The 23,932-nt window shown below is 42.3% G+C and carries 15 protein-coding genes; 9 read left to right on the top strand and 6 right to left on the bottom strand.

The window, feature by feature from the left end:
• Positions 1 to 18 precede the first annotated feature (18 nt).
• The 4 genes from BW976_RS08420 to BW976_RS08405 form a co-directional block, all read right to left on the bottom strand.
• Positions 19 to 300 (bottom strand): hypothetical protein, encoded by a 282-nt coding sequence (locus BW976_RS08420; RefSeq protein WP_076372376.1) that lies wholly within the window; start codon positions 298 to 300, stop codon positions 19 to 21.
• Positions 301 to 370: 70 nt separating this feature from the next.
• On the bottom strand, positions 371 to 682 hold the full coding sequence (locus tag BW976_RS08415) for a hypothetical protein (RefSeq protein ID WP_076372374.1): 312 nt from the start codon (positions 680 to 682) through the stop codon (positions 371 to 373).
• A 340-nt stretch (positions 683 to 1,022) separates the two neighbouring features.
• Positions 1,023 to 1,649 (bottom strand): class I SAM-dependent methyltransferase, encoded by a 627-nt coding sequence (locus BW976_RS08410; protein ID WP_076372372.1) that lies wholly within the window; start codon positions 1,647 to 1,649, stop codon positions 1,023 to 1,025.
• Between the two features lie 306 nt (positions 1,650 to 1,955).
• Complete coding sequence (locus BW976_RS08405) at positions 1,956 to 3,014, bottom strand: nucleoid-associated protein (RefSeq protein WP_076372370.1); 1,059 nt, start codon at positions 3,012 to 3,014, stop codon at positions 1,956 to 1,958.
• 541 nt (positions 3,015 to 3,555) lie between these two features.
• On the opposite strand from BW976_RS08405, the gene mnmE reads away from it, so the two are divergent.
• The 3 genes from mnmE to BW976_RS08390 all read left to right on the top strand — a co-directional run bounded on the left by mnmE (position 3,556) and on the right by BW976_RS08390 (position 6,727).
• Positions 3,556 to 4,962, top strand: a complete 1,407-nt coding sequence (gene mnmE, locus BW976_RS08400) for a tRNA uridine-5-carboxymethylaminomethyl(34) synthesis GTPase MnmE (RefSeq protein WP_076372368.1) — start codon at positions 3,556 to 3,558, stop codon at positions 4,960 to 4,962.
• 155 nt (positions 4,963 to 5,117) lie between these two features.
• Positions 5,118 to 5,885, top strand: coding sequence for a DUF6515 family protein (locus tag BW976_RS08395; RefSeq protein WP_076372366.1), 768 nt, complete (start codon positions 5,118 to 5,120; stop codon positions 5,883 to 5,885).
• Between the two features lie 128 nt (positions 5,886 to 6,013).
• Entirely contained in the window at positions 6,014 to 6,727 is a 714-nt protein-coding gene (locus BW976_RS08390) for a hypothetical protein (RefSeq protein WP_076372364.1), read from the top strand.
• 45 nt (positions 6,728 to 6,772) lie between these two features.
• Here BW976_RS08390 and BW976_RS08385 read toward each other — a convergent pair whose 3' ends face one another.
• Positions 6,773 to 7,498, bottom strand: coding sequence for a DUF4198 domain-containing protein (locus tag BW976_RS08385; protein WP_076372362.1), 726 nt, complete (start codon positions 7,496 to 7,498; stop codon positions 6,773 to 6,775).
• Positions 7,499 to 7,526: 28 nt separating this feature from the next.
• On the bottom strand, positions 7,527 to 9,911 hold the full coding sequence (locus tag BW976_RS08380) for a TonB-dependent receptor (RefSeq protein ID WP_076372360.1): 2,385 nt from the start codon (positions 9,909 to 9,911) through the stop codon (positions 7,527 to 7,529).
• Between the two features lie 333 nt (positions 9,912 to 10,244).
• Here BW976_RS08380 and BW976_RS08375 point away from each other — a divergent pair, with 333 nt between their 5' ends.
• The 6 genes from BW976_RS08375 (at position 10,245) to BW976_RS08350 (ending at position 23,880) form a co-directional block, all read left to right on the top strand.
• A complete protein-coding gene (locus tag BW976_RS08375) occupies positions 10,245 to 14,348 on the top strand; it encodes a hybrid sensor histidine kinase/response regulator transcription factor (protein WP_217696221.1) in 4,104 nt (1,367 codons plus the stop codon).
• Between the two features lie 972 nt (positions 14,349 to 15,320).
• Positions 15,321 to 18,539 (top strand): SusC/RagA family TonB-linked outer membrane protein, encoded by a 3,219-nt coding sequence (locus BW976_RS08370; RefSeq protein ID WP_076372358.1) that lies wholly within the window; start codon positions 15,321 to 15,323, stop codon positions 18,537 to 18,539.
• A gap of 11 nt (positions 18,540 to 18,550) precedes the next feature.
• Positions 18,551 to 20,230: a RagB/SusD family nutrient uptake outer membrane protein gene (locus BW976_RS08365; protein ID WP_076372356.1), complete on the top strand. Its 1,680-nt coding sequence runs from the start codon at positions 18,551 to 18,553 to the stop codon at positions 20,228 to 20,230.
• Positions 20,231 to 20,364: 134 nt separating this feature from the next.
• The gene (locus BW976_RS08360; protein ID WP_076372354.1) at positions 20,365 to 20,691 is read left to right on the top strand and encodes a hypothetical protein; all 327 of its coding nucleotides are present in this window, start codon (positions 20,365 to 20,367) and stop codon (positions 20,689 to 20,691) included.
• 107 nt (positions 20,692 to 20,798) lie between these two features.
• Positions 20,799 to 22,295 carry an RICIN domain-containing protein gene (locus BW976_RS08355; RefSeq protein ID WP_076372352.1) on the top strand — a complete coding sequence of 499 codons (1,497 nt, stop codon included), beginning with the start codon at positions 20,799 to 20,801 and terminating at the stop codon, positions 22,293 to 22,295.
• Between the two features lie 49 nt (positions 22,296 to 22,344).
• Complete coding sequence (locus BW976_RS08350) at positions 22,345 to 23,880, top strand: glycoside hydrolase (protein ID WP_217696220.1); 1,536 nt, start codon at positions 22,345 to 22,347, stop codon at positions 23,878 to 23,880.
• The last annotated feature ends 52 nt before the right edge of the window (positions 23,881 to 23,932 follow it).

Below are 23,932 nucleotides of genomic sequence, written 5' to 3'. Positions count from 1 at the left end.
CTTTTTACAGGTGGCCTATTATTTGGAGGTATGCTCTACAATAACATAAGGCTTACGTTCGCCCTCATCTATACGCACCAACTTGCTATTCACAAAATAGTAGTACATTGTAGGTTTGGGTATCATGCTGGTGCTTTCCCTTCGGTAAACGGTTCTTTCTGCAGATTTCTCAACCAATGTTGTTGCTCCTTTGTAATGGGCAGTAAATTCATTTTCAGACATTCCCAGGGAATAAACGGGGGTTTTGCAGCTTGTCATAAAAAATAATAGCAATAGACTTAAAATAGGTAGCTTTTTCATAAGTGTGGTGATAAAGTTTGTAAATGATATTCGGTTGTTTTCAGATAAGGGCTATTTTATATAGTTATTCTTAACCTCTCACAGCCGGCTGAATAACCACGGCGGGCTGCTGTAATACTTCTACCCGTTCCATACGTACGAGTTTGCCTTCTACGAAATAATAATACATGCTGGCGGTGGGTTTCATAGTTCCCCCGGGTCTATTGTCGTACTCGATGTCTCTTTTATAAACCGTTCTTTTGGCTGTAGCTTCTACCAGATCTATGCGCGATTTGTTTGCGTTGAAATCCGCCTCGCTCATGCCAATGGTATAGGGAAGTTTTTGAGTAGCACAACCAGTTATAATAAACAGGAAGGATAAAATAATAAATGATTGTTTCATGGCTGGTTGGTGATATGGTTAAATAATGTTGTCGAATTTATATGGGTATGACGTCACTAAACCAGGAAGGTTTAGGTATGTGGTGAATTTTAAAGACTATCATATTGTACACCCCGCTTTTAGCGCAAGTCTTGTGCGGTTGCCGACGGGTTGTTGACTTGTGCTCTGTCGAGGTCACAAGTCAGCCTTTACACACACACAACCTATCACACAAGACTTGCGCCAATAGGTGAATTTTAGATAAAACCAATCCAATGACATAAGGGTAATATATATTCGCAACATAAAAGGATGTCTCGAAACAAGTTCGGCATAACGTGAATAGAGAAGTTCGTCGACCCTAGTTGTCTCCTTTTTTACACTTAACTAAAAAGAACGGCTGACTCTCACTAATCTCTGTAATTTCGAATAGTCCGGCTTTGCCAAACTCCGACTGGATGCTTTCTCTATCGTAAAAAAACATTTTAACACCATCAAATATTTCGTAGCGATCCTGGCTCACCAATTTGCCTTGTCCATAGGTATGGGCTTCTTTCGAAATCATCGTAAAAACCATATAGCCATTATCTGCCAATTGCTTGTAGCAGTCATCAATGAGTTTTTCCCTTTCGCTGCTGTCCAATAAATGAATTAAGGCATAACAAAATATCCCATCGTATTGATTTTGATCAAATGGCATATCCGTTACAGAACCGTGGTAGATTACCATGTCCGTTCCGTAATGTTTTCTGGCCATTTCAATAGCGGTTTTAGAGATTTCGATACCGGTTACATCAATTCCGTTATCTCTGAAAATTTGCGCGTTCCGTCCGTAACCAATACCGGGGATCAGGATGTTTTTTATTGCTTTTTGAACAAAAAAGTCCTTTGTTAATATAGCGGATTTTGCCGGCTCAAAGCCCCACATTTCCTGCTTTTCGCCAAAGGCCGATTCCCAAAATTCCGGTTTTTCGTTTTCATTCGCCATGATCTCTTTTCGTTGTGCTGTTGATTGCGCAATTTATAGGAAATAACAATTTGTCTTGTTAGTGCAATGTCATTCTGCTAGAAACCATCATGCTGCACACCTTACTAATGGGATGCCGAAACAAGTTCGGGATGAGGCAAAGTTAGGGTGGGGTTTAAATCAATATGTCATTGCGAGAAGGAACGACGAAGCAATCTCGTAGTTATGCTCGCTAATGCGAACGCGAGGAGATTGCCACGCTTCGCTCCAATGACATGTGGATGAGTAGCTTCGTGTTATTGATTCACTAAATCACTAATTGAAAACCTACGCTTCTTCCTTAAAGTAAACTTTGTAATAATTCATGGAGCGGCCGTCATCGAAGCCCTTTTCAATGAGTTCTTTATCACCGTGTATATAAATGTGGAAGTTTTTATCCAGCTTGAGCACACTTTTGTAAACGCGGGCCTGTTTTTTTACGGCATTGTCTGATATCACGAAGTTATCGGCAATGGGGCTGTCAAACTCCTGCTCGTACTGGTTTTTAAAGTTCTTGAATGATTCGATGGCTTCCGGGTTACCGATTACCTCGTTAGAGAATTCATCCATATTAAACTCGTCCTTCTCCTTAAAATATTTCATAGAGCGGTTCAGGAGATCGATCTTGTCGGCTTTGCTCATTTCAAACTGATCGTCGAGTTTTTCGGTCACAAAATTTTTGTAAATGCCCAAGGTATTATTGGTTTGGTTAAAGCTGTCGTTACGAATACGGAGCTGCAGAAAATTGTCTTTCCAGTACACGGCAGTTTCCTGTCCGCTGTTGGTTTTATCAACTACCACCACTTTATAGCCGTTCTCTTTTTCGATATTAAAAATAAGCACGCCTTTGTCAAGCTTATTGATGTTGATGGCATCCTGCTCATAATCAACCTGGAAACCGCCTTTATCCGGGTAGACTTTCAAATAGGTTTCTTTATTTTCCGATTTAAAAATGCCGATGGCATCCAGTGGGTTGCCTTCAATTTGTACCTGGTTAAAGTAAACCACGTACAGCTCGCCGCCTTTGATGTTGGGGTGTGTGGTGGTTTTGTACAGATGCTTGGCTATCTGTTCCGATGCTTCGTGGAACTTTTCTTTATCATCAAAAGCCTGCGTGGCAAAATGGTGTATCTCGTTCAGAGCCAGATTGCCGCTGCTGTGTATGAGGTGGTATACCTCGTTAGTCTTTTCAAATGGTTTTAAAAAATACTGCATCAGCAGGTTGGGGATAATATCGTCCTTCAGTTCCAGGGGCTGGGTGGACAGGGCATACATTTCTTCCTGCGACTGGTTGCCAACATGATGAACCGAAATAGTGTCGAGCGAAGCTTCAAAAAAAGTTACCATAATTGATGCGAAGGTAGGGCTTTTGGGGGGAAGTCAATAGTCGATGGCCCATAGTCCATAGTAAAAAGTTAATCACACCGAGCCATGGTCTATTGACCGTCGACTATGGACTTCTTTAATTTGCTCCTTTGCCCGAATTTTCGTATATTTATATCAACAGCGGCCCGGGTGTCTTTTATTAGGCATCCGGGCTGTTTTGTTAAGGAATAAAGCAGGTCAAAAACCGATCGTTTTGTTTGTAGTTATTTGATAATCAATAAATTAATACTTTTTAAAGTTTCAAAAACAAGTTGAAATCGTACTGTAATTTGTTAAAAAGTGTTAAAATCGATGTTTTTGGGATGATTTTGAGCCTAAAATGGGCCGTTTTTGAACAGAAAAGTGTTAAAATTTGAGGTTTAAAAAGTTTTAACGCCATGCCAAAGTAAAAGCTCGGGCTATCAGTCGATGAAACGGGAAGGCAAAAGGTAATTTGTATTACTTTTGTACCTCGGGTCCATAAATCTCAAAAATGATTGCCATGGACCATCGACTATTGACCATGGACAACTTAAAACACGCGCAACAGGAAACTATAGTAGCCCTGGCTACACCAAACGGGATAGGGGCAATAGCGGTGATCCGTCTTTCGGGTATGGATGCTATCAGCATAGCCAACAGTGTATGGAAAGGTAAGGATCTGACCAAACAGGCTTCACATACTATCCATTTCGGCCATATTATGGATGGCGACCTGATGCTGGATGAGGTGCTGGTATCGCTGTTTGTGGCGCCCAAATCTTACACCCGCGAAAACGTGGTGGAAATAAGCTGTCATGCCTCTGGTTATATCATTGAGAGTATTATTAAGCTGTTCATCAAAAAAGGTGCGCGAAGCGCCAAACCAGGCGAATTTACGCTGCGGGCGTTTCTGAACGGTCAATTGGACCTGTCGCAAGCCGAAGCCGTAGCCGACTTGATCGCCTCCAATTCCAAAGCTTCGCAGCAGGTAGCCTTGCAGCAACTGCGGGGTGGGTTTAGCAGCCAGCTGCAAACCCTGCGTGAGCAACTGGTAAATTTTGCCTCGCTCATTGAACTGGAGCTTGACTTTGCCGAAGAAGATGTAGAGTTTGCCAACCGCGATCAGCTCAAACAATTAATCGTGGATATTACCCGCATTATAGGCCGTCTGATACAATCGTTTGAATTGGGGAATGCTATAAAGCAAGGGGTTAACACGGTAATAGCCGGCAGGCCCAACGCGGGTAAATCAACCTTACTGAATGCCCTGCTGAACGAGGAGCGAGCTATTGTAAGCCATATTCCGGGTACCACCCGCGATACTATTGAGGAGGTATTGAATATACAGGGCATCAATTTCAGGCTGATAGACACGGCCGGTATACGCGAAGCTACCGATGCCATTGAGCAGATAGGAGTACAACGTACCATGGAAAAGATAAGCCAGAGCGCTCTGCTCATTTATGTTTTTGATGCGGAGCAAATAAGTCCGGAAGAGCTAAAAAGCGACTTGGAAAGCCTGCAAAGTCCTGGTATAGCCATGCTGCTGGTAGCCAATAAGATGGATCTGTTACAACAGGACAAAAAGCGGGAAAGCATCCAGGAGTTTTTCCGCACCTCCGGACTTCCGGATCTACAGACCATCTTTATATCAGCCAAAGAAAAGCTACATATAGACGACCTTAAAAATAAGATTTACGGTACAGCTATCAAAGATCAACTCAGCGGCGACGAAACACTGGTAACCAACATACGCCACCTGGAGGCCCTGCAAAAAACAGAAGAGGCATTGATCAGAGTGTTGGGTGGCATTGACGGCAGCATCACCTCCGATTTCCTGTCGATGGACATTAAACAAGCCCTGCACTATCTAGGCGAAATAACCGGAGCCGTTACCACAGACGATCTTCTGGATAATATATTTAGTAAGTTTTGTATCGGAAAATAGATAAACTATTGATAGTGAAATATTTATGTTGTTTTATAATTAATGAATTTTAACATATTCGCTTTAAACTTAAGCGTTCTTTACTCGTCTAACTATTAGCTTTTTAAGGAGAAAGAAAGCAATTTTAAATTCATAAAATTTAATTTAATAATGTCATGAAAGCGTTTAATAGGTCCTTTATCAATCTGTCATTGGCAGGTTTGTTAGTATTTGGCCTTGCAACTACCGCTGATGCTCAGCGGGGTGGGCATTTTGGCGGCTTTAGGGGTGGATTTGGCCATGCAGGTTTTGGTGGAGGTTTCGGTTATCGTAGTCCGGCGGTTCATGCTGGTTTTACAACAGGTTTCCGTGGTTTTTATCACCCTTATGTATATGCCAATATTGGTTTGTTTGTAAATACATTGCCCTTTGGCTATTATCCGTTTTTCTGGGGGCCAAATCAGTATTATTACTATGGCGGTATATTTTATCAGCCAGGCGCTAATGGCGGTTACGAAGTTGCGGCCCCTCCTGTTGGTGCCGAAGTTCCGTCGTTACCGGAAGGCGCCCAATCCATTGTTATAAACGGTACCCAGTATTTTGAGTATAATGGTGTATACTATCAACAGATAACCAAGGATGATGGTAAAGCGGTTTACGTTGTAGCCGGGAAAGATGGGGTATTAAATACCGACCAAAATACACCGACAGCTAATTCGACCGACCAGCAGATGCCTTTGGTAGGCGACATGACTGATGCCTTGCCTGCCGGTTCGCATAAAGTAAATTTAAAAGGTAAGAAATATTGGGTAACTCCCGATGATATTTACCTGGAAGAGGTGGTACATGACAACCAAACAAGTTATCGTGTGATCAGCATCCCCGAGAAAACAAATGATGATTCTCAACAGGCAACGCCGGTTCAAAAAACCAGTGAGCTTTAAATAACAAAAAGATAAAGAGATAATTAAGAATAGGTGGGGTCACTTTTCTGATTATCTCTTTATTATATAGCAAAATTCACTAACATCGAAAATGATGAGCAGCAACAGGATTGATTATCTTTGCTGCGATGAAACAAATCATATTCCTGTTTTTATTTTTTCTTCCTTTTACCGGAGAAGCCAGTGCATACTGGCTGGAGATTAAAGGCTCGGGGAAATTAAACGAGCCTGTACAAATACAAGTTTGTTATGGCCATATCGATGAATTCAGTATCCGTCACCGGGATACAGGAAACGAGCTGGAGCTCACCGGGAATTTTAAAATAAGTGTACTGGACCAGGAAGGTAAAATAATCCAGGTACCTATCTCGAGGAAAGCGGATTGCTGGGAGGGTAATTTTATACCTGTGCATGAGGGAGCTTATCGCATATTAGGCATAAACGATAGCCATCCGGTTGTGGACCGTTCCAAAAGCGGGGGTAAGAATGTGAGGCCGATCGATTATCTATGCGCGGCTTACCAGGTTGGCGGGGGAGGGGCAGTATCAAAACCTGCCCAGTTACTGGATATCGTCGTAACCCGTAAAGGTGACCTGATCAATGTTCAGGCTTTCAATAACGGACACTTTGCAGAAAATCAAACCAAACTAAGAGTTTTTAACCCGGAAAACTGGGAGAAGGAATTGCTTACCAATGATTGCGGAGAAGCTTTTTTCAAAACTACCATGCCCGGTTTGTACATTATCAGGGAAGATTTGGACGATCCTACGCCCGGCAATTATAAGGGTGTGGCTTATACCAGCACCCGGTATCGTTGCAATTATTGCTTGCTGATCCCTTAAATAAGGTTGATCAGCAAGCAATAAAATAGTGGTTAAAACACCAGATTATAACATGGTGGTTAACGTAGCCTTTTCCCGGAATACATCGTAATGTACGCCCCTGTAAGTTCCGGGAGTGTCGAATTTTAGCGTAACCAAAGCAAAATACCGGCCTGGTTTGGGTGCATGGAAACTTACCTTTCCATTTTGGTCTGTAATTAATTTCTGTTCCGGCATTTCCGGATGACGCATAAATAAGGTTGCATTGGGTACCGGCTTACCATGTAATAAAACCAGCAAGTTCACTACAGAATCTGTTTTGCTTTTAGGCTCTTCCACAATGGTAAGATCTGTTAGTGTCTCTTTTGCCCTTACTTGCTCCTGGCCAACTTGTATAACTGTACGTGCATAATAATGCTGCTTGGCAACACCGATCTTAGTGGCGGAGTTACTCCAATCCTCTACCTTACGCTGTTTATTTTCAAGCAGTACCACATAAGTGCCTTTTTCTGCTGGTATAAAACTGGCTTGGTAGTCTGTTTCTTTTGGGGTAAACTGTAAACTAATATGTTTGCCTGATGGACTAACTATCCAGCAGGTAAAATCCTTTACTTCCTGAAACTCACCCGTTACTTTTTGCAGGCGGTATTGATTGTAGGAGCCAAATATCACCTTAATGGTTTGCGCCTTACCAATCTGACCCTTGGCATCAGCTTCAATCCATAAAGAATCAGCCTTAACTTTTCCTGCCACCAGCAAAATGAACAGGGTTATTAATGTTAAATATTTCATAGCGCTATTTAATTATATCGTCTGATGATTAAAATTTAAGGCTCATACTCCCAATAAACCGGGCAGGTGCCTGCGGTGTTAACCGTACAGACCAGGCTTTTTCGCTGGTCAGGTTATCTACCTTGAACCCGATACGATATTTAGGCTGATCATAAAAAATGCTGGCATCTAATAAAGTATATGATGGTATAACAATTTTAGTCGTTACGGTATTGGTTTGGTATGACGAACTGCCCGCGTTGGCGCCAAAGCCCATGCCTAATCCTTTCAGATCGCCGGCAGGCAGGCGATAGCTGATCCATAAATTATAGGTATTGGCTGGTCCTGACAAGGCCGGACGTAAGCCATTCACAGATGGATCTGCTTTAGTAAATTTACTATTGTTGTAAGCATAACCGGCCACGATGTTCAATCCTGGAAAAGGATTGGCGGTCAAATCAACCTCAACTCCCCTGCTTAACTGGGTTCCATCCTGTACAGAGTAATTGTTGGGATCGTTAGGGTCCGGGCGCAGCACATTAGCTACCCTGATATCATAATAACTCACCGTACCTACCAGCCGGTGATCCAATACATCACTTTTTACACCAAATTCCAATTGGTTGGCATGCTCCGGTTTAAAATGACCGCCATCGGCAGCAACACCGCTTTTGTTGAAAAAGCCATTCATGTAATTACCAAATACAGAAAGCTGATCTTTAAATAGTTCGTATACCAGGCCCGATTTGTGGGATATAGCGGTTTGTCCATATGGGCCTGCCTGTATACCCCCAGCACCTAAACCTCCGGCTGTAATACCCGTAGTTATATTATAAACACCGTGATATTGATAACGATCAACCCGTATACTGCCCATAACCAATAACCTGTCGGTAATGTTAAATACATCGGAGATATAGGCTGCATAGGTGTCATCACCATTATTTTCTTTTCGTAACGTCCCTTTGCTGGTTAACGAGTCGATCTTAAAACGGCTGACGCGATAGGTAGATGGAACATTAATAAAATCAACTGCCGGAAGGTTAACGGTTACCCTGTCAAAGCTATTGGAGTTGTTATAATAGTCAAGTCCACCTACTACGCGGTTACGGTGGTTACCAATCTTAAAATCGCCTATAAAATTCTGCTGCAGATCTGTCGCAATAAATGAGGTGTTGCCTGCAATAACCTGTGGGCTAATTGTAGTTGCTGCTTTACCGTTAAGTGCCGTGATGTAACCGTTGATGGTTGAGCGGGCACGGGAAATAATGGTTTGCGAGGTCCATTTTTCTGAGATCTTGTAGTTTAACTGTGCAAAGATATTCAGCATTTGGGTGGAATAAGCCAGATCGTTACTCAGGAAGGTTTTCTTATACGGGAAACCCATATCGGCTATGGATAGTGTTGTAGGGGTTTTGTAGGCGGTAAAAGGATTAAAACGAACCACCGATGTACCTTTAGCCTGACCAAACTCTACATCAAGCAATAAAGAAAGCCGGTCTGTGATCTGGTAAGAGAAGCTCGGGGCCAGACTTACGCTATTGGTAAAGCCCAGATCCTGGAAGCTTTTTTCAAATGAAGTAGCTCCATTGAGACGGAACAGTGCGGTTTTATCAGCATTTACCGGGGTGTTTACATCCCAGGTGATCCGGTTAAAATCCCAGCTGCCGCCAAAGTATGCTACTTCGCCACCAAAACCGTTGTAGGGTTTTTTAGTAACTCGGTTGTACAAACCTCCATAACTGCTGGATACACTGGTACCAAACAAAGTAGCTGATGGACCTTTGATAGCCTCTACCCGCTCCAGGTTTGCCGGATCGATAGATGCAAACGCGGCACCGGCCACACCATTTCTGGCATTGGGTTCTGTTTCAAAACCACGGGAACGAAAAGTAACCCGGCCCTGATTGGCAATCATCGGGATACCTGCTCCCGGTACGTTCTTGGAAATACTACCCAGATCAACAGCCATCTGTTCCTGGATCAATTCCTTGGAAACAGAGTTGTAAACCTGTGGGTTCTCTAGATTTTTTAAGGGTAGGCGAGCAATATATACGCTTTCCTTTTTCGAAAACCGATTCTTATTCCCCGATACTGTAACTTCCTGAAGAGCGGTTACATTTTCTTTGGGAAATTGATAATCTGCCGTGCTTGTTTGTCCGGCAGTTACCTTTACCTGGAGGTCTTTCTCGGCAGCTCCGAGTACCTGGATCTTGACAGTATAAGTACCGGCGGCAATATCGTTAAAAGCATAATGACCGTGCTCATCGGTAAGTGTGGTTTTTGAAAGCTCAATAAGGGATACCGAGCCAGACGCCAACGGGCGGCCATCAACCATGGTCACCGTACCAGAGATATGGCCGTTAGTTTGAGCATAAACACGGAGCGACAGGGGGGATAAAAAAATTAACAGGAGTATAAATAAGGGTTTCATCAATAAAATAATATGAGTTAGTGTAGTTTAAACACCGGCAAATATAGATTATTATTTATAATGAGTCTAATTAAAGATAAAATGTTTTAGCAAGACTTTTCAAATACCGGTAGGTTAAATGGTAACGGACTTTTAAAGGGATGGCAAAAATAAAATTGCAGATGGGCTTAATAATTATTGTATTTTAAACAATTAATAGGTAGTTTTAATCCCCAGTTATAATGTAATTGACAACCTGAAATTATTTTAATGGAAAAAAAATACCCCCTTTGTTTTTTTCTTTTGTTGGTCGTTTCCCTGGCTTATGCCCAGTCCCCGATAAAGAATAAGATCTTGAACTATTCTTTAAAAAATGGTCTTTCTTTCGGTATTGTCAACAGCATTACTCAGGATGATAAGGGGTTTATGTGGTTTGCCACCAACGATGGCTTGAATCGTTTTGACGGTACCACTTTTAAAGTTTTTAAATCCCGGCAAGGAGATGCTGCAAGCCTGGCCAGTAACTATGTGCAGAAGGTTTACTGTGATGTTCATGGAAATATTTGGGTATCATCAAGAAATGGACTCAGTAAACTGGATACACGAACAGAGAAATTCATCCATTATAAATTATCCTCGAATCGTGCGGTTAAAAATGATGTCGGGAATATTATACAAAGCCGCGATGGTAATTTATGGATAACCACCTATGGTTTAGGTTTTTCTTATTTTAACATTAAGTCGGCAAAGTTCACTAATTATACCCAGGCCAATTTACCACAGCTTTCCAGTAACCGGGTTATTAGTTTGTTTGAAGATTCAAAGGGATTGTTATGGGTTGGTACACAGGAAACCGGCATCAATGTATTTGAACATAAAAATGGCATATTAACTAATAAGAAGAGCTTGATCCCCTCAATAAAAGATCTTCCTATAGCACGGATCAATGACATTTTTGAAGATCATTTTCATAACATCTGGATAGCCACCGGAAATGGGCTTTTATACTATCACCGTCAGTCAAATCAATTTACCTTGCTGCAAACCAGCCAGCCCGGTATTAAAAGCAAAAGATATATTACTGTTATGGAGGATAGCAATAAGCAATTGCTTGTTGGCCTGCAGGACGGTGGATTATATAAAGTTAATCTCGGAGCGAGTGCTGATTATAATACAGCAAGCTTTTTATTGCAACCGGTAACCGGCGAGGATGGTTTTTACCTTACACAACGCTCCGTTCAGGCGCTTTATATTGATAAAGACAAGAATATTTGGGTGGGAACCTATGGTGACGGCATTTATATGGTTAGTAATATCAAAGACAAGTTTTCCAGAATCACCAGGAAAAGGATTGAACCCAGCGGGGAAAGTTTGATACGGTTTTATGGCATGTGCCAGGATCGGGAAGGCTTTTTATGGTTCGGAACCGATGGCGAAGGGATATTTAAAACCAGCCATAACGGCAATCTTATTAAACAATATAAAGCCGATGGCAAACCTGGAAGTATTACCGATAATGCTATTTTATATGGGTATAATGATAAAGATGGTAATATCTGGTTCGGTACCTATGCCAAGGGACTTTTTCTGTATCATCAAAAAACAGATTCATTTACCAATTACGCGCATAATCTGGCTGATAGCAAAAGTCTGGGCGGTAATGATGTACGGGTTATTTTTCAGGATAGTCGTAAAAACGTATGGGTTGGAACCAATGGCGGCGGCCTGAGTTTGTTGAATACCGATGCCAAAACATTTACCAATTATACACCTGCCAATAGTGGGCTTACCTCTTATGATATTCGTTCCATAGCCGAAAACGAAAATGGTAATCTTTGGATAGGTACTTATGGCGGCGGCCTTGATTTTTACGATTTTAAACAAAATAAGTTTAGCCGGTATTTTAAACCTGCCGATGAAAAGAATAATTTACCCAGCCAGGTAATTTTTTCAATTTATCCGGATAAGCAACATCGCTTGTGGTTAGGGACAGAGGGCGATGGCCTGATCTCCTACGATCTTAAAAAAAGAGTTTTTAAGAAATTTAATGAAACCAATGGTTTGGCTAATAACACGGTATCGGCTATCAAAGAATCCGCTAATAGCTCTTTATGGTTAAGTACTAACAAGGGGATATCAAACATTAATATCCTTACTAACAAAGTAGTAAACTATGATCAGTCTGACGGTTTGCAGGCGGGGCAATTTAACGCCGGGTCGGTTTTGCGCGACTCTGGTAACGGGCTCCTGTATTTTGGCGGTACGGAAGGCCTCAATTTTTTTGATCCCGAAAAAGTAACGCAAAGCAATTATCAACCAAAGGTTATCATAACAGGGCTCCAAATTTTTGGGAAACAGGTGGAGGTGGGTGCCCTGGATGGTAACCGGACGGTATTACCCGAAGCAATCAGCGAAACGCGGCAAATTACGCTACAGCCAGATCAATCCGTATTTTCTATCCAGTATGCTTCATTAAATTATACCTATCCGCAAAAGGGTAGCTTTGCCTATAAACTGGAAGGGCTCGATAAATCATGGAACTATGTGGGTAATCAACGGCTGGCCACCTACCGTTATTTGGAACCTGGCGATTATACATTTAAGGTGAAAGCCTCTAACCAGGATGGGGTATGGTTTGAAAATTGTGCTACCCTTAAAATAAAAATTATGCCGCCCTGGTATAAAACGTGGTGGGCTTATCTGATCTGTATAGTGGTGGCTGGATTGATCATTTATTACTATTTGTTGTACAAAGCCAGGCAAACTAAACTTAAATATGAAATAAAAGTTGCCCAGCTATCTGCAGAAAAGGATAAAGAACTTAATGAGCGCAAGCTTTCTTTTTTCACTAACATTTCGCATGAGTTCCGTACACCGTTAACACTGATCATTAATCCGGTTAAGGATATGCTGTTTGGTAAGAGTGGACAGGATAGCGACCCCGGTAATTTACATATTGTTTACCGTAACGCACGCCGTTTGCTGAGCTTAGTTGATCAGCTATTGCTTTTTAGAAAAGCGGAGAGTGATACGGATAAGCTTAAAATAGTACGACTAAATATAGTAGCCCTTTGTCACGAAGTGTTCTTATGTTTTAATCACCAGGCCCGTACCAAACACATACAGTTTGATTTTTCGAGCGAAAAAGAACTCATCGAAATATTTGCCGACAGGGAAAAAATAGAAATAGCCTTATTCAACCTGGTATCCAACGCGTTAAAATTTACCCCCGAACATGGGCTGGTAAGCTGTACCATAACCGACGATGATAATCAGGTTAGTATCGAAATAAAAGATAGCGGCTGTGGTATAGCCGAGGGTATAGGCGATCAGCTATTCAACAAGTTTTACCAGTTGCAAAATACAACAGCAATGACTGGCGGCTTTGGCATAGGACTTTACCTGGTGAAGGTATTTATTGAAAGTCATAAAGGCAGTATCAGCTATACAAGTGAGCAGGGGCAAGGTACTTTGTTCAGTCTTTCACTCCTAAAAGGAAAAGATCATTTTGGTGAGCAGTTTGTTTTTGAGGATGTTGCTGAATCCTCTGTGTTTTTAGATGAATTGATGGAGAATAAGGGTGAATTGGTAGCAGATCAATCCGAAACCATGTCCACCATTAAAAGTCCTGAAGCTTTAAGCTCAGATACCAAAACAATGCTGCTGATAGATGATAACCAGCAGATCCGCATTTATCTTAAGCAGATATTTGCCCATGAATTTGAGCTATTTGAGGCCGATAATGGTACTGATGGTCTTGAACTTGCTTATCAGCTGGTGCCGGATATTGTGATAAGCGATGTAATGATGCAGGGCCTGAGTGGTATTGAGCTGTGCAGCCGGATTAAGGAGGATCCGCTTTTAAACCATATCCCGGTCATATTGCTAACAGCCAGTTCATCGCCAGAAATTAAACTTAAAGGTATTGAAGGAGGAGCCGACGATTACATCAGCAAGCCCTTTGAAAAAGAAATACTGATAGCCCGTGTTAACGGCATCCTGAAAAGCAGGAACAACCTGCAAAAGTATTTTTATAACGAGATTACCCTCAACAATTCAAATGATCTAAAGATCTCTCCCGAGTACAAGGAGTTTTTGGAAAAATGCCTCAAAATTGTAGAGCAGCATTTAACTGATCCTGAGTTTAGTATAAAAACGCTGGCTTCAGAAATAGGGATGAGTCATTCTAATTTGTATAAGCGTATCAAATCAATCTCTGGCCAGTCGGCCAATGGTTTTATCCGTTTTATCCGGTTAAGAAAAGCCGCAGAAATATTGTTAACTACGGATAATACGGTATACGAAACCGCATCAATGGTTGGTATAAACGATCTTAAATATTTCAGGGAGCAATTCCATAAGCTTTTTTGTTTAAACCCTTCCGAGTACGTAAAAAAGTATCGCAAACCCTTTCACAATAATTATAATGTTAGCCGTGATATGGTTAAGGATCATTGAAAAAATATTTTACCCCCTGAGTTAAAAAAGGATGTCATGCTGAGCTCCGTCGAAGCATGGTGGGCAGGCCTCTGCGCTCTACCCTTCGACGGAACTCAGGGTGACATCCCCATTTTTGAAACATTGTTTACGCGTTTGCAGCCCCCGACGTCCCTTTCAAGTTTAAGTTAACCCACAAAATTGATCAACTTGAAATTTCAACGGGAGGCACCTACGGAGCCAAAGAACGTGCTTTTTTAGAGCTATAAACAGGTGGCTCCGCTGGGGCCGGCAATGTTTTATATTATAATCAGTATACCTGGAGTACCATTCGGCCTCAGAGAGGCCACCTGTTTATAGATAAAATCTAAAGAAATACCGGACTCCTGCGGAGTCTCCTGATCCTGAACTTACCTTCCGGGGACTCTTTAGTTCATATTTAGATTTTATGGGTTAACTTAAATCTGCGAGAGACCATAAAGTGGGTTTACATAAAAACCCGCTTTATGGTGATGGTTTATATATAAATATTTGATTGTCAATAATATATAAAAATGTTAACCATGAAAAGTGTAAACCATGTAAACCCACTTTTTAATGAAATAGCCCGTCTGTTTAGGGATTATGCTTAGGATAGAATCAGCTGCAAACTTCTTAAAAGCCCTCCCTTGCGAGGAGGGTTTGGGTGGGGTGTCTACTAAGAATAAAGATCATATGAGTTTACCCCCTGTGTAAAAAGGCTTAAAAAGCGCTACAAAAGCCCTTTTTTATGATTTTATCCCGTTTTAAATCCGAATTTGCCCCTCACTTGCTCTTGCAATTTAGCCTCATTTTAGTCTCACCAATAACCAAGGTGTAAACTAAACTTTTGTATCTGGCACTGATCTGACACGGATAGCTGAAAAGACAATTAACCAGCTTTAACCGTTTGCCCATAGCTGTGCCTTTTGCAGAGTAAGGTTTAAACCAAATTTAAACCCCAATTAAAAATATATGAAACTAATTTTACATGTAAAGGATTCTCCTCACCGGAAAAGAGCAACCCGTTTTTTCCTGCTGCTTGCCAGTATCACCATTACCTGCCTGATCACCTGCCTGGTACCCTCGGCCGCTTTTGCCAATGGTATCAATGCACTCAGGGTGCAGGATGTGAAAATAAGCGGTAAAGTAACCGACGAAAAAGGCGAAACATTACCCGGTGTTAGTGTTACCTTAAAAGGAACTACTACAGGCGTTTTAACGGATGTTAATGGTAAATTCTCGCTTAATGTACCTAACGCTTCATCGGGTACGCTGGTGTTTACTTACATCGGCTATGTATCACAGGAAGTAACTTTAAGCGGACAGGCCAATGTCAATGTACAATTGCAGCCCGAATCAAAATCATTGAACGAGGTGGTAGTGGTAGGATATGGTACGCAGAAAAAGGCTACCCTCACAGGCTCCATCTCTGTTGTAAAGGGAGGCGATTTGGTTAAAAGCCCTCAGCCCAACGTTTCAAGCTCATTTGCAGGTCGTGTGTCTGGGGTTATTGCCAACAACGGTTCTGGCGAACCAGGTTATGATGGTTCAAATATCTCCATCCGAGGTTTGGCAACAACCGGCAGCAATTCGGTGCTGGTGGTGGTTGATGGTATCCCCGGCCAGATCGGTGGCCTGGAGCGCCTTGACCCTAATGATATTGAAAGCGTTTCGGTATTAAAGGATGCATCGGCGGCAGTTTATGGAAATCGTGCGGCAAATGGTGTTATCTTAATAACTACCAAACATGGAAAAACTGGTAAGGCCGCGTTGTCTTATAGTTTTAATGAGGGCTTTAGCTCCCCAACACGCTTGCCTAAATTGGCCGATGCGCCAACCTACGCGCAAATATTGAATGATATCAATTATTACGATAATCCAGCTGGCGGCTTTAACCAGGTTTACAGCGCCGATCAGATACAGAAATTCAGGGATGGTTCTGATCCGCTTAATTATCCCAACACTAACTGGGAAAAACTAACCTTAAAGAATTATGCGCTGCAAAACCAACAGAATCTGACTGTTGCCGGTGGTTCAGACGATGTTAAATATTACACTTCGGTTGGTACAACTTCACAGGCTGGTCTTTATAAAAATGGCGCGGCAAAATACAATCAATACAACTTCAGGGCTAATATTGACGCTACAGTTGCCAAAGGATTTAAAATAGGACTGTCGTTACAAGGCCGCGAAGAAGACCGGCAATTCCCCACCACATCAGCCGCTAATAACTTTCGGGGTATTTACCGCGGATATCCAACTGTAGCGGCTTTTTATCCTAATGGTTTGCCTACTTCCGGTTTCGACAATACCAACCCGGCGCTTACACCAACAAGTATTGGCGGTACCACCAATAATCCAACGCAAACTTTTAACGGTATAATCAGAGCAAGCTATGATATTCCGGGCATACAGGGTCTTTCTCTTGACGGCTTCTTTTCGGCAGATAAAACAGGCGTATTTTCCAAAACATTTAATACGCCTTATACCGTTTATACCTATAACAGTACTACCGGGATTTATACACCAAGCACCCAGGGCGGCTCAAACGGGCTTCCTTATTTGTATGAGTCACAGCTTAATCAGTCGCTCACTACGTCTAATATTAAACTGAACTTTGTAAGGCAGTTAGGCAAAAACAATATCAATGCCTTTGTAGCCTACGAACAAAGTCAAAATGCTTATAATTTTTTCTGGGCTCAACGAAACAATTTTCCAACAGCTACCACGCCAGAGCTTTCACAAGGTGGTAGTGCTCCAAGCGACGCTACCAATGGTGGCAGCAGCAGTGATAACAATGGTAACTACAATTATAACCGCCGTAGTGTGATCAGCAGGTTAGCCTACAATTATGACGAAAAATATTTAGTAGAGGCCCAGTTTCGTGCAGATGGCTCATCACTTTTTGCACCCGGTCATCAGTGGGGGTATTTTCCTTCCATATCCGCAGGTTATCGCATATCTAAGGAGAACTGGTTTCAAAACAAAGTTAAATTTATTGACGACCTGAAGATCAGGGCTTCCTACGGTGTTCTGGGAGATGATAATATAGGCCCTTACCAGTATATTGATAATTACGCTTTTAATAATTCTGTAGTGCTGGACAATGGTTCGGGTGCTTCACCTCAACCAGGCATCGATCAAACCAAGCTTGCAAACCCCAACATTACCTGGGAAACAGCCAAAAAGACGGACATTGGTATTAATGCCGTGTTCCTAAAAAACTTTACCTTAGAAGCCATCTATTTCCGCCAGGTGCGGTCAAATATCCTGGCATATCGTAACGGTTCTCTTCCCGGCACCTCCGGAATAGTGAACCCAATTGATGGTAGTCCATTAGTGCCTGCAGAAAATATTGGCAAGGTTAACAGTGGCGGTTTCGAAGCAACATTGGGTTATAACCATCCCGGTACATTCTCCTGGGGCGTATCAGGCAATTTTACCTATGCCAAAAGTAAAATCATTTATATAGATGAGGCTGCCGGTACACTACCCTACCAGCGCCAAACAGGTAATCCTTTAAATACTTACTTATTATATAAATCTATTGGTATTTTCAGAACCCAGGCACAATTGGATAACACACCACATGTTGCCGGTGCACAGGTTGGGGATCTTATCTATGCTGACATTAACCACGATGGGCAAATAACAGCAGCCGACCAGGAACGATCAAAATATGGCAATATCCCGCAAATAACTTATGGTTTAACCCTTACTGCTGCCTACAAAAATTTCGACCTATCGATTTTATTTGCAGGTCAGGCCGAGGTAAGTCAGTATGTATTGCCTGAATCCGGAGTTATCGGTAATTTTTATAGTTCATGGGCCAATAACGCCTGGAGTCCAAGTAACCCAAATGGGTCATACCCAAGAGTATCAGACAGGGCTTCAAGTGCGGTAAGTGGTGGTTTATATAACAGTACCTTCTGGCTTAACGATGCTTCATTTTTAAGACTTAAAAATGTTCAGCTGGGCTATACACTATCGGCACAGACATTATCAAAACTTCATATCAAGGGACTCAGGGTTTTTGTAAGTGGCTTTAACCTGTTAACGTTTACTAAGGTGAAGGACTACGATCCGGAGGGAACCAACGGCAGTGGCCAATTCGGCGGCGCTCAATATGGTAGCGGTCAATTCTACCCGCAACAAAAAATAATTAACCTGGGCGCCAATATCAAATTTTAATACTCAGCATTATGAAAACTATACAATATATAATAGGCTGCCTGGTACTTTGCGTTGTATCCATGACATCCTGTAAAAAGAATTTTCTGACAGTGCCGGCCACTGATAGGATTGACAATTCCTCTATTTTATCAGATACCTCACTTTTTGAAGCTTATGTTATCAACAGGTATATCGGTGTTAAATTACAGGATAAAGAAGATGATGATACAGGCTTTGGCAGAGGGTTTCAATGGGCATTTTGGAGTTCATTGACAGATGAATCTATATATAATAACAACGATAACACCTGGGTGATCCAGCAAGGGCAGTTAGCTCCTAACAATCTTGGTGATGCGGGAACCATTTGGGCACGCAGCTACCGCAGTATCCGGGAGTGTAATTACGCCTTAAGTATAATAAATGGTTTACCACTAAGCGCAGGGCATAAAAATAAATTAATTGGCGAGCTTAAGTTTATCAGGGCGTTCAGGTATCAGGATCTCATTCGTAACTATGGCGGTGTAGTATTGATGGGTGATAAGGTAACTGAACTAACTGATAACTTGCAAGACCCAAGCCTTTTCAATCGCGCTACTATTGCTCAGTCCATTACTTATGCCAGTTCTGAATTGGACGACGCAGCCTCAAGGCTCCCGGTAGATAATGGCACATCATGGGCTTTAGGCAGGGCAACAAAAGGCGCTGCGCTGGCATTAAAATCAAGATTATTGCTATATGCCGCCAGTCCTTTGTATAACGCAGGAACCTGGCAGGCCGCCGCTGCGGCAGCTAAGGCAGTGATGGATTTGGGTAAATACAGTTTATTCCAGGGTGGTTATGGCCAGTTATTTTTGACGCCTGATAATAACGAAATTATATTCGAAAGGTTATTTTATCCGGTTACAGCGGCCCACCTCCCGATAGAGCTGGATAATGGGCCTAACAGCTATGGTGGTTATGGCGGTAATGTACCCTTGCAAAATATGGTGGATGCCTATCAAATGAATAATGGCAAATCCATCACTGATCCGGCATCGGGCTACGATTCACAAAACCCCTACGTTAACCGCGATCCACGGTTTTATGCAACCATCCTTTACAATGGGGCTCCATACAGAAACAATATTGTCCAGGTATTTTTGCCGGGTGGTAAAGACAGTAACCAGGGGCCGAACCCTCAGAACGCGAGTAAAACCGGTTATTATTTGAAAAAGTTCGCCAATGATGCTTATTCCATCACCAGTTCAAACGAAGCAGGTGCACAACCCTGGATCTATTTCCGGTACGCAGAAATACTGCTTAACTATGCCGAGGCACAAAATGAAGCCGTGGGTCCTGACGCGAGTGTTTACCAGGCCATTAATGCCATCAGGCAACGGACATCTGTAAACATGCCTACACTGTCAGGATTGTCTCAAAATGATATGCGTACCGCTATTAGAAATGAAAGGCAGATTGAGCTTGCTTTTGAGGAACACCGGTTTTACGATGTACGCAGGTGGCAAATTGCTTCGCAGACTGAAAATGTTCCGGCTTATGGCATTGCGGTGGGCATAAATAGCGCCAGTCCTTCCGGCTACAGCTATACATCAAAGATAGCGTTAACCGGCCGGGCCTTTTTATCACAGCACTATTGGTTGCCGATACCATTAGCTGAAATACAGGCTTCAAACGGGCAGCTAAAGCAAAATCCGGGTTATACTAACTAGATATCCTAAATACTTATATCAATTAGGGAGGCTCTGTGAGGGCCTCCTGTTAAACTAATTAAAAACCATAAATTATGAAAACTAAAATGTTTGTTCTCTTCCTATGTTTTTCTTCGTTTTTCGTTTCTCAGTCTATGAAAATTGAAAAACATGCTGTAAACCACCCATACAAATTTAGCATTGGTGTCAATTATTATAATACAACGTCCTACACCTGTACCATAGAATTGAGTGGTCCAACCACCCACACTATTACTGTTGCTCCCGGAACCACAGGTAGCTATGGCCCTATAACTCCGGGTCAATATACCGTAGGTATTTATACTACCGGTCCGGGTACTTACAATTATCGTTTAGATGGTGGTGGAAGTACACCAACATTTATCAACAATGCTAATGGTCACGGGGCTGTTTATTCTATCAATGCGCAGACGAACCTTACGGTAGGTATTACTAATTAATAGTTTTAGTGCAGCGTAATTGAGTTGACATATTGTTACTCATTACAAAGGGGGAGGGATATGTTTTCATCCCCCTTTTTTAACCCTCTACTAACCTATACCAAATTATGAAAAACCAAAGCATTTTATTATTAGCGGCGTGTTGTTTGATGGCAGGGTGTAAAAAGGATATGACCGCGGTAAAAGGATCGTCATCCATAGGCGAAGTAAAAACAAAAACTATAAAAGTTAATTCGACACCGGCAAGCGCGCTCCAGGGCGTTAACTGGGCATGTGATGGTGATAATTTCAGCGATGGAGTACTCGTATTAAGCGGTTTAACATCGTCAGACAGTTATGCTACGGTATCTGCAAAAGCCGATGCCGTGTTATCGGGCATTCAAACTAATACAGGTGCAAATACCGTGAGGTTGCCTGTAAATTACTCCACCGTATCACAAGCCTGGTGGAACGCTTATACCGGCGTTATTGATAAAGCAGTAAGCAAAGGAATGAATGTGATATTGGGTTACTGGGAAGGCAAATCATCCGAAGATGGTAAGATTGATAACACCACCGAGTTTTGGTCTATGTGGCAAACCATTGTCACCAAATATGGCAGCAATGCGCATGTGTATTTCGAGATATTTAACGAGCCGCACGGTTATTCCCTGTCGGACTGGACAACCATTTGCGCACAATGGTTGAGCACATATCCATCGGTGCCACAAGGGCATATACTGATCGACGGAACATCATATGCACAGGATATTACTGGTGTAGGCGCCGATAGCCGTTTTACTAACTGCCTGTTATCTATTCACGATTATACTTTTTTTAGCAACGGGGGGCTTACAACCGCAGCACAATGGGAAAATAGGGTGAAAGGAAATGTTGGGAACTACAGTAACCGTGCTGTATTTACTGAGTTTGGCGATACCATGAACAGTGGCATAAATTACACCGGTGCCATTGGTGGCAGTGCAGATATAGCTTATATACAAGGGCTAACTAATGTGATTAGGACATTAGGTATGGGAGCTGTTTACTGGCCGGGTATCCGTACTGGCGATGGCTATGCCATACAACAGCTAGGTGGCAGTACCACCAGCCCAACGGTTACTACCACCAATGCATCTGGCTTGAGTAGATTACAATATGCCTGGGGGGTTGGCGCTGGTGGTACCGATACTTTTTATACTGCTGCTTATTACCGGTTCCTGAACCTCAACAGCGGGCAGGCGCTTGATGTTAATGGTGCTTCAACTGTCAACGGTGCTGGCATTATACAGTGGCCGCAAAATGGTGGTAACAATCAACAATGGCAAATTACTGATAATGGTGGGGGCTATTATAAAATAGCCAATCGCAACAGTGGCCAGGCATTGGACGTTAACATGAGCTCTACTGCCAATGGCGCTGGTATTATACAGTGGCCCTGGAACGGCGGCAATAACCAGCAATGGCAGCTTACGGCTACCAGCGCTGGTATATATAAAGCTATCAACCGAAACAGTGGCCTGGCGCTTGATGTTAATGGCGCCTCAACCGCTAACGGAGCGGGTATTATACAATGGCCTTGGGGTGGTGGCAACAACCAGCAATGGCAAATCGTACAACAATAAATTCAATAAAGCAGGATCGTAAGGTCCTGCTTTATTGTTGATCTGAACAATGATGATACTGATATCTACAACAAAAAAAATATTTCTGACAGGTATTGCCCTGGTACTTAATAACTCTTTAGCAAGTTGTCAGAATAAGGAAGCGACAATCCATATTGATTTTTCGAAAACATACCAAACCATCAGCAATTTTGGTGCATCTGATGCATGGTCATGCCAGTTTGCGGGTAATTGGCCCGATGATAAGCGAAACAAAATTGCGGATCTGCTTTTTAGCAATGATACTTATGCTGATGGCTCGCCAAAAGGCATTGGTTTATCGTTATGGCGGTTCAATATAGGGGCAGGTAGCGCCCAGCAGGGAAATGGAAGCGAAATTCAAGACGAATGGCGCCGTGCCGAATCATTTTTAAACGCAGACGGTACTTACAACTGGCAAAATCAGTCAGGGCAGGTTTGGTTTTTAAAAGCAGCAAAAAAACGTGGCGTAAAGCAATTTTTAGGCTTTACTAATAGTCCGCCGGTACAGTACACCATAAACAAGAAGGCTTATGCAAACGATGGTAAAGTAAACATCGCACCCGATAAATACAATGCCTTTGCCGCATACCTGGCAAAAGTTGTACAAGGCCTTGAACAGGTAAGTGAAATTAAATTTGATTATATAAGCCCAATAAACGAACCTCAATGGGATTGGAGTAATGGCGGACAGGAGGGATGTCCGTATAACAACACGGAGATTGCCGGCGTCATCAAATCCATCAGCAAAGAGTTTGAGGCTAAAAAGATCAGCTCTAAAATTCTTGTTGGGGAAGCCGGGAGTATTAATTATTTATTTACTCCAGGTGATAAGCCGGGGAGGGGTAATCAAATAAATGATTTTTTTAGGCCCGGATCAGCTAATTATCTTGGCGATCTGCCTGGCGTAAGTAAAACCATATCGGCACACAGTTATTTTACTACGTCGCCCATGGCAACAGCTATAAAGGCGCGTAAGGCGCTAGCCGATAACATAGCTGCCATAAAAGGTCTTGATTACTGGCAATCGGAGTATTGTATTTTAGGGGACAATGCAGGGGAGATGGATGGTAACGAACGCGATCTCGGTATAGATGCCGCTCTATATTTAGCTTCAGTGATCCATACCGATCTTACTGTGGCTAATGCTTCTGCATGGCAATGGTGGACAGCCATTTCGGCCTATGACTATAAAGATGGTCTTATTTACATCGATAAAAATAAAACCGATGGGAATTTTTACTCCAGTAAAATGCTTTGGGCTATGGGTAACTATAGCAGGTTTATCAAACCCGGTGCCATAAGAATTAACGCAGAGGTTTCATCTTCTGAGAATAAACCCCTGCTTGTTTCTGCCTTTAAAAGCGGAAAAAATATAGTCGTGGTTATCATCAATCCTAATCCAGATGATGTAGTTACCGGGCTCAATACCGGGAATACGAAAATTCAGTTTACTAACTCGTATTTAACATCCCGGACTGGCGAGCTTAAAGCCAGCAAAATAGACGGTTCAAAAACAATTATTCCGTCGCGTTCAGTGATCACCCTTACTGGTCTTATCAGATAAAATACCTATTCTATCTCCAATAAAACTAAAACCCTGTACCTGTTATCAGTAC

Source organism: Mucilaginibacter lappiensis (genome assembly GCF_900155965.1).
Taxonomy (GTDB): domain Bacteria; phylum Bacteroidota; class Bacteroidia; order Sphingobacteriales; family Sphingobacteriaceae; genus Mucilaginibacter; species Mucilaginibacter lappiensis.
The sequence above is the reverse complement of the archived record's forward strand: the minus strand, read 5'-3'. Positions and strand labels throughout refer to the sequence as shown.

What these genes read in the sequence shown, in the direction of transcription:
- BW976_RS08410 (WP_076372372.1), bottom strand. Translation starts at nt 1,649, where the DNA reads ATGGCGAATGAAAACGAAAAACCGGAATTTTGGGAATCGGCCTTTGGC.
- BW976_RS08355 (WP_076372352.1), top strand. Translation starts at nt 20,799, where the DNA reads ATGAAAAACCAAAGCATTTTATTATTAGCGGCGTGTTGTTTGATGGCA.
- BW976_RS08415 (WP_076372374.1), bottom strand. Translation starts at nt 682, where the DNA reads ATGAAACAATCATTTATTATTTTATCCTTCCTGTTTATTATAACTGGT.
- BW976_RS08350 (WP_217696220.1), top strand. Translation starts at nt 22,345, where the DNA reads ATGATGATACTGATATCTACAACAAAAAAAATATTTCTGACAGGTATT.
- BW976_RS08395 (WP_076372366.1), top strand. Translation starts at nt 5,118, where the DNA reads ATGAAAGCGTTTAATAGGTCCTTTATCAATCTGTCATTGGCAGGTTTG.
- mnmE (WP_076372368.1), top strand. Translation starts at nt 3,556, where the DNA reads ATGGACAACTTAAAACACGCGCAACAGGAAACTATAGTAGCCCTGGCT.
- BW976_RS08360 (WP_076372354.1), top strand. Translation starts at nt 20,365, where the DNA reads ATGAAAATTGAAAAACATGCTGTAAACCACCCATACAAATTTAGCATT.
- BW976_RS08420 (WP_076372376.1), bottom strand. Translation starts at nt 300, where the DNA reads ATGAAAAAGCTACCTATTTTAAGTCTATTGCTATTATTTTTTATGACA.
- BW976_RS08380 (WP_076372360.1), bottom strand. Translation starts at nt 9,911, where the DNA reads ATGAAACCCTTATTTATACTCCTGTTAATTTTTTTATCCCCCCTGTCG.
- BW976_RS08390 (WP_076372364.1), top strand. Translation starts at nt 6,014, where the DNA reads ATGAAACAAATCATATTCCTGTTTTTATTTTTTCTTCCTTTTACCGGA.
- BW976_RS08365 (WP_076372356.1), top strand. Translation starts at nt 18,551, where the DNA reads ATGAAAACTATACAATATATAATAGGCTGCCTGGTACTTTGCGTTGTA.
- BW976_RS08385 (WP_076372362.1), bottom strand. Translation starts at nt 7,498, where the DNA reads ATGAAATATTTAACATTAATAACCCTGTTCATTTTGCTGGTGGCAGGA.
- BW976_RS08405 (WP_076372370.1), bottom strand. Translation starts at nt 3,014, where the DNA reads ATGGTAACTTTTTTTGAAGCTTCGCTCGACACTATTTCGGTTCATCAT.
- BW976_RS08370 (WP_076372358.1), top strand. Translation starts at nt 15,321, where the DNA reads ATGAAACTAATTTTACATGTAAAGGATTCTCCTCACCGGAAAAGAGCA.